Source organism: Streptomyces sp. NPDC031132 (assembly GCF_055570595.1).
In genome coordinates this window covers 74,744-83,297 of the sequence record NZ_JBVIGX010000028.1, presented here as the reverse complement: position 1 = coordinate 83,297, position 8,554 = coordinate 74,744, and the positions used below count along the sequence as shown (strand labels likewise).

Sequence of the window (8,554 nt, the reverse complement as noted above, 5' to 3'; positions counted from 1 at the left end):
GGGGGGAGGGCGTGGTAAATGTCTTGTCTGGGCTGGTCTTGGCTTGGCTTGGCGTGGTTTGGTCTGGCCGGGGCGGGGGGGGGGGAGGGGGCGGCCCGGCCGGGCCGCGGCCCGCCTCAGGCGCCGGTGACGCGGCGCGGCAGCCCCAGCGGGTTCGCCTCGCGCAGCTCCGCCGGAAGCAGCGGGTCCGGCACCGACTGGTAGGCCACCGGCCGCAGCCAGCGCTCGATGGCGGTCCCGCCGACCGAGGTGGAGTGCGAGGTCGCCGCCGGGTACGGGCCGCCGTGGTGCTGGGCCGGGGCCACCGCGACCCCGGTCGGCCAGCCGTTGACCACGATCCGCCCGGCCAGCGTCGTGACCTGCGCGATCAGCTCGGCGGCCGGGCCCGGGCCGCCGTGGGCCTCGGCCGCGGACAGCTGGAGCGTGGCGCTCAGGTTCCCGGGGAGCAGGCCGAGCACCGACCCCGCCTCGTGCTGGTCGGCGTACCGGACGACCACGGTCACCGGTCCGAAGCACTCCTCGAGCAGCACCTCGTACGCGCCGCCCTCGAGGAGGGCCGCGGCCGGCACGGTCAGGTAGCCCGCGCCGACGGTGTGCTCGCCGCCGGAGCCCGGGGTGACGGGCGCGTCGACGCCGGGCAGCGCGGCCCGCTCGCCCACGCCGGAGATGAAGTTCTCCCGCATCCGGTGGTCGAGCAGGACGCCCGGCTCGGTCTCGCCGAGGGCCTTCGTCAGCGCGCCGGTGAACCGGTCGCCGTCCGCGCCCTCGGGGACCAGGACCAGGCCCGGCTTGACGCAGAACTGGCCGACCCCGAGGGTGACCGAGCCCGCGAGCCCGGCGGCGATCTCCTCGGCGCGCTCGGCGGCGGCCGCGGGGGTGACCACGACGGGGTTGAGGGAGCCGAGTTCGCCGTGGAAGGGGATGGGGACGGGGCGGGCGGCGGCCGCGTCGAACAGCGCACGGCCGCCCCGGATGGAACCGGTGAATCCGGCGGCGGAGACGAGGGGGTGGCGGATCAGCTCGAGGCCCGCGTCGAACCCGTGGACGACGGAGACCACGTCGGCCGGCAGGCCGGCCGCCACCGCCGCCCGGCGCAGCAGCGAGGCGCACAGCTCGGAGGTGGCCGGGTGGTCGGGGTGCGCCTTGACGACCACCGGACAGCCGGCGGCCAGTGCGCTCGCGGTGTCCCCGCCGGGGACGGAGAACGCGAGCGGGAAGTTGGAGGCGGCGTACACCGCGACCACGCCCAGCGGCACCTTGTAGCGGCGCAGTTCGGGGCGGGGTGGGACGGCGGCGGCGTCGGCGCGGTCGATGCGGATGTCGAGGTAGGAGCCCTCGTCCACGGCGTCGGCGAAGGCCCGCAGCTGGCCGGTGGTGCGGGCGAGCTCGCCGGTGAGCCGGCCCGGCCCGAGGGCGGTCTCGGCGTCGGCGGCCTCGATCACGTGCTCCGCGGCCCCGTCGAGCAGCTCGGCGGCCGCGCGCAGGAAGGCCGCGCGGGTGGTGCGGTCGGCGAGCGCGCCGCGGGCCGCGTGGGCGGCGCGTACGGCCTCGTCCACCTCGCCGGATGTGGCTTCCACCGCAACCTGCTCGCGCTGCTTCCCGGTGCGGGGGTCCACACTCCAGACTGGTGTTGCTGCCATGGCGCACTGCCTCCTGGATCTACGCTGACCCGCGCGGTGGCGTTCAGTATTCTGAACGCCGTTCCGATGGATGAATGATCACATCCGCTCCGGACTCTATTTCCGGGTCTTCCGCGTTGACAAGAGACAAGAGGGGCAAGAAGGCGAATGACCACAACTGAGCCGGACCGGTCCGCCGCGGAACCGGAGGGGCCGGGGGGCCCCGGGGGCCCGGGAACGCCGGCGGCCGTCAAATCGGCCGTCCGCACGGTCCTCTTGCTGGAGCACTTCGCGGCGCGCCCCGGACTGCACAGCCTGGCCGACATCCAGCACGACCTCTCGCTGCCCAAGTCGAGCCTCTACATGCTGCTGCGCACGCTGGTGAACCTGGGGTGGGTGGAGACGGACGCGACGGGCACCCGGTACGGCATCGGCGTACGGGCCCTGCTCGTCGGCAGCTCGTACATCGACGGGGACGAGGTCGTCGCCGCGGCCCGGCCCACCCTGGACCGGCTCTCCGACGACACCACCGAGACCATCCACCTGGCCCGGAGGGACGGCACGAGCGTCGTCTACCTGGCCACCCGCCAGTCCCAGCACTACCTGCGGCCGTTCACCCGCGTCGGGCGGCGGCTGCCCGTGCACTCGACGGCACTGGGCAAGGCCCTGCTGGCGACCCACTCCGACGAGGAGGTACGGGCGCTCCTGCCGCGGCGGCTGGAGGCGGTCACCGAGCACACGATCACCGACCGGGAGCGGCTCGTCGACGAGTTGGCGCTGGTACGGGAGCAGGGGTACGCGGTGGACCGCGAGGAGAACACGCTCGGGCTGCGCTGCTTCGGGGTGGCGGTGCCGTACCGGACGCCGGCCCGGGACGCGGTGAGCTGCTCGGTGCCGGTGGCCCGGCTGACGGCGGGCCACGAGCAGAAGATCAAGGCGGCGCTGTTCGAGGCGCGGGACCGGCTGTCGGTGGCGACCCGCCGCATGTGAGGCGGTGGACGGGGAGGTTCCTCCCCCGGGCGGGGGAGGCGGTTCCCCTTCACGGGGGAGGTGGCGGGGCGGCGGGCACGGGACCGTTGAGTCATGAACACACGAGTGGTGAACACGGACGAGACGACGTACGCAGCCCGGCCGTCGGGCCCCGCCCCGGGGGCCGGGCGTAGGGCCTTGCGGGTGGTGGCCCTGGCCGCCACCGTGCCCTATCTGGTACTCAAGGCCGCCTGGCTTTCGGGGAGCCGGGCCGGGATCCCCGACGGCAGCCCGCTGCTGGAGCCGGGGATGTTCCTCACCGCGGCGAACGCGGTCACGCTGGCCATGGACGCGAGCGTGATCCTGCTCGTCCTGGTCCTCACCAGACCCTGGGGGCTGCGGGTGCCGCCCTGGCTGCTCACGGTCCCCGCCTTCGTCGCCACCGGGCTGCTCACGCCCATCCTCACCGCGTTCCCGGCCCAACTGCTCATACAGGCGGCGGGTCTGGGTGCGCCGGCGCCCGGCGGGGAAGCGGCGCGGCCCTTCCTCGACTCCTGGGTGTTCACCGTCGTCTACACCGGTTTCACCATCCAAGGCGTCGCCCTGGCCGGGCTGTTCGTGCCCTATGCGCGGGAGCGCTGGGGCCGGCGATGGCAGGGCGTCATGGGCCGCGGGCTCCCGTCACCCACGGGGGTGGTGGCGGGAGCCGCGGCGGTCGCAGGCCTGCTGGTCGGAGCCGTCCACGCGTACTGGGCCTTCGGTGGGACGGCGGGGTTGGGCGCGGAGCGGGCGGCCGCGCACACGGCGGCGACGGGCGTGGTGTCCGGGGTGCACGCGATATGTGCGCTCGCCGCTGCCGCAGGGGCGCTGCTGCTGGTCCGGGGCGGGAGCCGGCAGGCGTGGTGGCCGCTCGTCCTCACCTGGGTCGGCTCGGCGGCGGCCCTGTCCTGGGGGCTGTGGCCGTTGGTCGCCTCGCTGGGCCCGCAGCTCGATGGCGGCGAACCGTCCTCCACAGCAGTCCAGTTGATCTACGCTGGTCAGATGATCACCGGAATGTGCGCCGCCGCCGTGCTGACCCGGTTCCTCGCCTCTCGCCGCGAGGAGTGATGCGGACGGCGGCGTCCCGGCTCCTGGGGGCGCGGGCCAGGCTGCGCTGGGTGCACCTGATCCTGGGCGGCGCCCTGCTGATGCCGTACTTCCTCCTCGCCCAGGTGGTGGTCAGTGTCGTGGCGGGCGAGGGCAACATCTTCGGCTCCACCCCGCTGACCTTCGCCTCCTACGGGCTCTCCCTCCCCATGGCCGCGGTGACCGCCGTGTTCGGGCTCGTCCGGCCGATGTCGGTGGGCGCCGTACGGGCCCTGTGCGGGGTGCCGGGCGAGCAGCTGGCCGAGGGACCGGCCCGGTCCTGGGCGGCCCGGGGGCGGACCTCGGCCTGGTGGACCCTGCATGTGGGCGTCGGCGCGGCGATCAGCGGGATGAGCCTCGCGGTGCCGCCCATGGCGGTGACGCTGATCGCGCTGCCGTTCGTGAGGGCGCTGCGGGAGCCCCCGATGGGGCTGGGCTGGTTCAGCACCGACGCCGCGCAGTACGCCGCCCCGCTGCTCGGGATCGGGCTGCTGTGCGGGCTCGTCCTCTGCGCCGCCGGGGCCGGGGCGCTGCTGGCCCGGCTGGCACCCGTACTGCTCGGGCCGACGGCGGCGGACCGGCTGGCCGCGGCCGAGGAGCGGGCCGCCGACCTGGCCGTGCGCAACCGGCTGGCCCGGGAGCTGCACGACGCGGTCGGGCACGCCCTGAGCGCCGTCACCCTCCAGGCGGTCGCCGCCCGGCGGGTGCTCGACAGCGACCCCGGGTTCGTACGGGAGGCCCTGGCCGCGATCGAGGACACCACCCGGCGGACGGTGGGCGAGCTGGACGCCGTGCTGGGGCTGCTGCGGGACGGCGACCCGGCCCGGCCCGACGCCGCACCGGCGCCGACCCTCGCCGCCGACCTCGACGGGCTGCTGGCCCGCACCCGGGCCGCCGGTACCACCGTCACCGCCCACCAGGACCCCGGACCGGCCGGGAACTGGGCGCAGCTCCCGGCGATCGCCTCCCGCGAGGCGTACCGGATCGTCCAGGAAGGCCTGAGCAACGCCCTGCGCCACGGCGCGGGCCCCGTCGAGCTGCGGATCGCCGTACAGGGCAACGAAGACGGCGCCGGCAGCACCCACCGCGAACTGGAGATCACCATGACCAATCCGCCGGGCACCGCCGAAGGGCCGCAGCCCCGCACCACCGGGGGCCGGGGCCTGCACGGCGCCGCCGAGCGGGCCACCCTGCTGGGCGGCCGCGTCGAAGCGGGCCCGCACCAGGGGCTGTGGCGGCTGCGGGCCGTCCTCCCGCTCGGCGCAGGCGCCCGATGACCGCGGTGCGGCGGCCGCCGCTGCGCATCGTGCTCGCCGACGACGAGCGCATGGTCCGCACCGCCCTGCGGGTGATCCTCGAGGCCGAGCCCGACCTGGAGGTGGTCGGCGAGGCGGCCTCCGGCGCCGAAGCCGTCCCGCTGGTCCGCTCCCTGGCCCCCGACGTGGTGCTGATGGACGTCCGGATGCCCGAGATCGACGGCATCCGGGCCACCGAGCAGATCGTCACCGGCATGGCCGAGCCGCCCCGGATCGTGGTCGTCACCACCTTCGAGAACGACGCGTACGTCTACGACGCGCTGCGCGCGGGCGCCTCGGGGTTCCTCCTCAAGCGGGCCGACCCCGACGAGCTGATCGGCGCCGTCCGCCTCGTCGCGCGCGGCGACTGCCTGCTCTTCCCGGCGGCCGTCCGCTCGCTCGCCGCGTCGTACGCCCCCGGCGTCCCGGGCCCCGCCGCGCCCTGGGTGGCCCGGCTCACCGACCGGGAGGCCGACGTACTGCGCCTGATGGCCACCGGACTGTCCAACCACGAGATGAGCGAACGCCTGGGCGTCGGCCCCCAGACGGTCAAGACCCACGTCGCCGCGGTGCTCTCCAAGACCGGCTCCCGCGACCGCACCCAGGCGGTCATCGCGGCCTACGAGGGCGGCTTCATGAAGAAAAGCTGAGAACCCGGACACAATCGGGGCAGAGCGGAACGACTGGGGGCCTTGGTGCGTCCTTCTGGGGGATGAACAAGACGATCAGGCGTGCGTCGGTCTTCTGTCTGCTCCTGGTGCTGGCCCTTTTGGTGCGGGTCACCTGGGTGCAGGCCTATCAAGGCCAGGCCCTCGCAGACAACGAGAACAACCGGCGGAACCTCATCGGGCAGTACGAGAACCCGCTGGGCAACATCATCGTGGGCGGGGAGGCGATCACCGGCTCGGAGAAGACGGACGGAAAGGACTTCGGGTACAAGCGGACGTACGTCGACGGTCCGCTCTACGCGCCGCTCACCGGCTACAGCTCCCAGGCCTTCGGCACGAGCATGCTGGAGGGCGTCTACAAGAAGGTCCTGAACGGTTCCGACGACCGGCTCAAGACCGTGATGGACATGTTCACCAACAAGCGGGCCTCGCCGGGCAACGTGCTGACCACGGTCGACAAGGGTGTGCAGAAGGCCGCGTACGACGCGCTCCAGGGCAAGCAGGGCTCCGCCGTCGCCATCGACCCGGCGACCGGCGAGATCCTCGCCATCGTGAACAACCCCTCGTTCGATCCGGGCAGCATCACGGGCGCCAACGACAAGGCGGCCTGGGAGAAGCTGATCGAGGACAAGGGCAAGGCCATGGAGAACGTGGCCCTGCGCAAGCCGCAGGCGCCCGGCTCCACCTTCAAGCTGGTCACCCTGGCGGCGGCCATCGAGAACGGGCTGGTCACCAACCTCGACACGCCGACCGGCACCCCGGACCCGTACACGATCCCCGGGACCCGGACCCTGCTGCCCAGCGAAGCGGGATCCGCAGCCTGCAACAACGTTTCCGCACGCACCGCGCTGCGGCTGTCCTGCAACAACGTGTTCGCGGAGCTGGCGCACAAGCTCGGCCAGGACAAGATGCGGGCGATGGCCGAGAAGTTCGGCTTCAACACGGAGATCGCGACGCCCGTCACCGCCCGGCCGGGGAGCAAGTACCCGACGAAGAAGATGTCGGCCGACCAGGTTGCGCAGACGGGTATCGGCCAGTTCGACGTCCAGGCCACCCCGCTCCAGATGGCGATGGTGACCGCCGCGATCGAGAACGGCGGCAAGCTCGTCGCCCCGCACTCGGTCTCCGAGGTCACCGACGCGAACGGCAACGTGCTGGAGAGCTTCAAGGACCCGAAGTCCGATCAGGTCATGAGCGGCAAAACCGCGTCGATGCTGCAGGACGCCATGCGGACGGTCGCCACCGAGGGCGGCGGCAAGCCCGCCCAGGTGGCGGGCGCCGAGGTCGGCGGCAAGACCGGCACCGCGCAGCGCGGCGTGAACAACAGCCTGCCGCCGCTGGCCTGGTTCACCTCGTACGGCAAGCAGGGCGGCAAGCAGATCGCGGTTGCCGTGGTGATCGAGAACTCGGACACCGACCGCTCCGAGATCGGCGGCGGCAAGCTCGCCGCGCCCATCGCCCAGAAGATGATGGCGGCGTGGCTGAAGAAGTAGCCGCGCCGGTCGCCGCAGGGCGCGCCGGGAACCGACACGGTTCCCGGCGCGTTTCCTTTCCCATGATCAGGACCGCGCAACCCGCAGACCTCGACGCCATAGCCGCCCTCCACAGCCGGGCCCGGGCCACCTATTACCGCGGCCGCGTCCCCGAGCAGGCCTACGCGGGCGCAGCCGAACTCGCGCGGACCCGCGAGGGCTGGTCCCGGGCCGTCGCGCGGGCCGCCGCCGACGGCGGGGTGCTCTGCGCGGACCAGGACGGCGAGATCACCGGGGTCGCCGCCTTCCGCACCGCGGACGGCGAGACCACCCTCACCCAGCTGCACGTCGACCCGGTCCACTGGCGCCGCGGCACCGGGGCCGCCCTGCACGCCGCCTGCCTCGACGCCTGGCGGCGGGCCGGTGTCGAGCGGGCCCGGCTGGAGGTCTACGAGCACAACCTCCGGGCCCAGGCCTTCTACGCCCGCCACGGCTGGCGCGCGGACCCGCTCGGCGCCGCCCGGTCCGGCTCCCACCTCACGCTCTGGCTCAGCGTCGGCCCGCAGGTCGCGTCCGGGGAATGAGACGCTCCGCCAGGTGGTTGAACGGGAAACCGCCGCGGCCCGCAGCCGCGGCGTCCCAAAGAACCCGGAGAGAAGAAGGATCATGCGCGTCGAGATCTGGAGCGACATCGCCTGCCCCTGGTGCTACATCGGCAAGGCCCGTTTCACCAAGGGGCTGGCCGAGTTCGCGCACCGCGACGAGGTGGAGGTCGTCTTCCGGTCCTTCGAGCTCGACCCGAACAGCCCGAAGGGCAGCACGGCGCCGGTCCTGGAAATGCTCGCCAAGAAGTACGGCCGCACCCTCGACGAGGCGCGCGGCATGGAGGAGCACGTCGCCGCCAGCGCCCGCGCCGAGGGGCTGACGTACCGCACCGACGGCCGCGACCACGGCAACACGTTCGACATCCACCGCCTGCTGCACCTGGCCGCCGCCCGCGGCCGCCAGGAGGAGCTGCTCGACCTCGCCTACCGCGCGAACTTCGCGGAGGAGCGTTCGGTGTTCGACTCCGAGGTGCTGGTCGCCCTCGCCGTCGAGGCGGGCCTGGACGAGGCGGAGGCCCGTACGGTCCTCGCGGACGACACCGCGTACGCAGCCGAGGTGCGGGCGGACGAGCGCGAGGCGGCGGAACTCGGCGCCAACGCCGTGCCGTTCTTCGTCCTCGACCGCCGCTACGGGATCTCCGGCGGGCAGCCCGCGGAGGTGTTCACGCAGGCCCTGGAACAGGCCTGGGCCGGCCGCGCGCTCACCGAGCCCGCCACCACGGCCGACGCCTGCGACCCCGAGGGCGCCTGCGCCGTCCCCCAGGCCTGACCGGGCCTCCGGCCGGCCTGCGGGCCGGCCGG

Annotated in this window: 8 protein-coding genes; 7 read left to right on the top strand and 1 reads right to left on the bottom strand. The window is 73.8% G+C overall.

All coding sequences use genetic code 11. The features are described 5' to 3' along the window. Positions 1-116 precede the first annotated feature (116 nt). Positions 117-1,640, bottom strand: a complete 1,524-nt coding sequence (locus tag ACZ49B_RS30370) for an aldehyde dehydrogenase (NADP(+)) (RefSeq protein WP_468311926.1) — start codon at positions 1,638-1,640, stop codon at positions 117-119. Positions 1,641-1,787: 147 nt separating this feature from the next. Between ACZ49B_RS30370 and ACZ49B_RS30365 the strand changes: the two genes are divergently transcribed. The 7 genes from ACZ49B_RS30365 to ACZ49B_RS30335 all read left to right on the top strand — a co-directional run bounded on the left by ACZ49B_RS30365 (position 1,788) and on the right by ACZ49B_RS30335 (position 8,522). After that, positions 1,788-2,609, top strand: a complete 822-nt coding sequence (locus ACZ49B_RS30365; protein WP_468311924.1) for an IclR family transcriptional regulator — start codon at positions 1,788-1,790, stop codon at positions 2,607-2,609. A gap of 93 nt (positions 2,610-2,702) precedes the next feature. Continuing rightward, positions 2,703-3,695 (top strand): hypothetical protein, encoded by a 993-nt coding sequence (locus ACZ49B_RS30360; protein WP_468311922.1) that lies wholly within the window; start codon positions 2,703-2,705, stop codon positions 3,693-3,695. Further along, positions 3,695-4,990 (top strand): sensor histidine kinase, encoded by a 1,296-nt coding sequence (locus ACZ49B_RS30355; protein WP_468311920.1) that lies wholly within the window; start codon positions 3,695-3,697, stop codon positions 4,988-4,990. Before ACZ49B_RS30360 ends, ACZ49B_RS30355 begins: the two co-directional genes overlap by 1 nt. After that, positions 4,987-5,658, top strand: coding sequence for a response regulator transcription factor (locus ACZ49B_RS30350; RefSeq protein ID WP_468311918.1), 672 nt, complete (start codon positions 4,987-4,989; stop codon positions 5,656-5,658). The genes ACZ49B_RS30355 and ACZ49B_RS30350 overlap by 4 nt, the downstream gene beginning before the upstream one ends. Before the next feature lie 62 nt (positions 5,659-5,720). Next, entirely contained in the window at positions 5,721-7,169 is a 1,449-nt protein-coding gene (locus ACZ49B_RS30345) for a peptidoglycan D,D-transpeptidase FtsI family protein (RefSeq protein ID WP_468311916.1), read from the top strand. Positions 7,170-7,231: 62 nt separating this feature from the next. Next, on the top strand, positions 7,232-7,732 hold the full coding sequence (locus ACZ49B_RS30340) for a GNAT family N-acetyltransferase (protein ID WP_468311914.1): 501 nt from the start codon (positions 7,232-7,234) through the stop codon (positions 7,730-7,732). 82 nt (positions 7,733-7,814) lie between these two features. Further along, complete coding sequence (locus ACZ49B_RS30335) at positions 7,815-8,522, top strand: DsbA family oxidoreductase (RefSeq protein ID WP_468311912.1); 708 nt, start codon at positions 7,815-7,817, stop codon at positions 8,520-8,522. Positions 8,523-8,554 lie beyond the last annotated feature (32 nt).